Here is a 2237-nt window from a genome sequence, read left to right as displayed (position 1 = left end):
GTTCCCTTGTCATGGATAGCAAAGTCGGCGCACATTCCTTTGTCTACAAAGTTGTCCTTCACATAGGCACGCACAAGGGCAAGCTGTTGTTCGCCGGACAGTTCACGGGGCAAAGCTGCCTCAATCTCGCGGGCAAGCTGGCTGTCTCTTGCTTTCTCGATTTGCTCCACGCTGTTCCAGAGGATAGAACGGTCTGCAAATGACCGCGGGGCGTGGTCAGGCAGCATGATCTCCGCATGGACAATGCCGCCTTTCCGGGTGTAGTCATGGGTCATTCCATCCCATTCATTTGTCAGCTTGGTTCCGCTGCGGTAAGCAGCTGCGGCAACGGCAGAACGGCCCGCGCTGCGCTTGATGATACTGACGGGGATATGACAGAAATCTATGGGGAACACCTCCTTTCAGTGAGGGGATAACAGGCTCTGTGGAGCCGGACAAACGCAAAGCGGGTGTCTGGCTGCGCAGAGCGCACAAGGGGTTTGGGGAGCGTAGCTTCCCATCGCGGACGAAGTACGCAACGCCCCCGGCAGGGCGCACAGCACCGGCAACGGTGTATAAGTGCGCCCTTGTAAACAAGGGACTTATGGCGTGTCCCCGGATTTTGGCAGGTTTGCAGTCAATTCCGCAGCCCCTGGAAGATGAGACAGGGCAATCAGAAATGTTTTGACCTCCGCGCCAGAAAGGTCGGGAGCCAGCGGGAAAATCCCCTCCAAAATGGCTCCGCGCTCAATCAGGCGGCGGGTGCGAACCCTGCGTTCTTCGTTCCGCTGCTTGTTCTCCAAAATCTTCTTTCGGTTTTCAAGCTGCCGAATCTCCTTCAGGACTTTCTCCCGTTCTTCTTTTTGGGAGTGGGCTGTAATTTTTTCGTTCATGTCAGGCACCTCTTTTCTTTGGAAATACTCATAGATTGACCGTCCATTTCTGTCGAGCAAAGTACCGGCGCAACCTCCGCAGTGCGGCATGGATGGATTTTCCCGCCTGTGATGGCGTGATACCCTCCATTGCGGCAATATCTTTCACTTTCATACCCAGCATATAGCGGGCGTGGACACGACGAGCCTGCATAGGCGGCAGGGAGGAAATGGCCTCGTACAATCGCCGTATCAGTTCTTCGTATTCGGCTAATTCTTCTTTTTCTATCAGGTAGTCCTCCGGCGATGGCTGCGCCCAGCCGATGGCGGCATTTTCGATTCCATCGTTACAATCGAGGGAATAAAACGCCTTATACCGGAACATCTTGCGATCTCTGGCGGCCTCGGCTCTCTTGTCCAGAAGAAACGCTTCGACGATCTCATCGGACACCTCCACAAAAATGTCCTCTTTGCAAAATGGATAATATTGTTTGAGATTGATGGTCTGCATAGGCATGCCCTCACTCTGTTTGGAAAAGGCCATCATAGCAGCGGCGCATATTCCGCAGACCCCGGCGGATGGCAACGCTAACCTTGCTGCTGTGGACGCCCTCTATCCGAGAGATTTCCGGCTGCTTGATACCGGCAATGTAGTAGGCGTGAACACGGCGGGCCTGTGTCGGAGTGGCATGAGCCAGAGCCGCAGGCAGAGCTGCAATCAGGTGCAGGCGGGTGGTCATTTCTTCTCGTTCCAGCAAAATATCTTCCGGCGATCTGCTGTGTTCCAGTGCGTAATTTTCCAGCCAGCTGTATGCGTCCAGAGAGTAGTAGGCGCGGTGGTAGACTTTCCGGCGCTCATAGTTCTCCATCTCCCGCTGGGCCTGATACATCGCTGTCCATATCTCGTCTGTAACATCCACAAACTCGTCATGCCGGTAGTGGGGATACATCCACCGCAGATTGATTGTTTTCATAGGCTTACCTCCTGAAAATCGGAGAGGCGGGCAGCTCGTCCGCTGTCCGCCCCTCGCTGAGATAAGGGAAATGATCCCTTTCACCTGGTAGCCAGAAAACAGGTCATTCGTTAAGCCTGTTCTCAAAGAAATTTATAAATTTTTTTCTGACCGCCTCCACACTTTGATAAACAGCCACTTTGGAGCAGCCGCACAGCACACCGATCTCTGCAAGGCTCAGCCCGTCAAGCGCATAGAGCAGGAACCGGCGGCGCTGGGCCTCGGTACAGGTGTCCAGAACAGCCATCAGCTCATGCAGCGTTTCCATGCGGCAAAGGTATTCCTCCGGCGTTTCGCCGTAGACCCCTACACCCTCGGTGGTAATGATGTACTCGTCAAACTCCCGGCCATCCCAATGCCGCCGCTGTTCATG

Annotated in this window: 5 protein-coding genes; all 5 read right to left on the bottom strand. The window is 54.4% G+C overall.

What is annotated here, in order from left to right; all coding sequences use genetic code 11:
* The coding region (locus H8S44_RS16040; RefSeq protein WP_186997561.1) for a MobA/MobL family protein at positions 1–395 on the bottom strand (395 nt) is incomplete at its 3' end.
* 186 nt (positions 396–581) lie between these two features.
* A complete protein-coding gene (locus H8S44_RS16035) occupies positions 582–872 on the bottom strand; it encodes a DUF3847 domain-containing protein (protein WP_186997560.1) in 291 nt (96 codons plus the stop codon).
* A gap of 28 nt (positions 873–900) precedes the next feature.
* Positions 901–1362, bottom strand: a complete 462-nt coding sequence (locus tag H8S44_RS16030; RefSeq protein ID WP_009296689.1) for an RNA polymerase sigma factor — start codon at positions 1360–1362, stop codon at positions 901–903.
* 10 nt (positions 1363–1372) lie between these two features.
* Entirely contained in the window at positions 1373–1825 is a 453-nt protein-coding gene (locus H8S44_RS16025) for an RNA polymerase subunit sigma-24 (protein WP_186997559.1), read from the bottom strand.
* 103 nt (positions 1826–1928) lie between these two features.
* Positions 1929–2237 (bottom strand): RNA polymerase sigma factor (locus tag H8S44_RS16020; protein ID WP_186997558.1); only part of this gene is annotated, 309 nt, incomplete at its 5' end.

The sequence above is a fragment of the Anaerosacchariphilus hominis genome, assembly GCF_014290175.1.
GTDB classification, from domain to species: Bacteria; Bacillota; Clostridia; order Lachnospirales; family Lachnospiraceae; genus Laedolimicola; species Laedolimicola hominis.
Note: the sequence above shows the minus strand (reverse complement) of the source record. Positions and strands in the feature narration are given on the sequence as shown.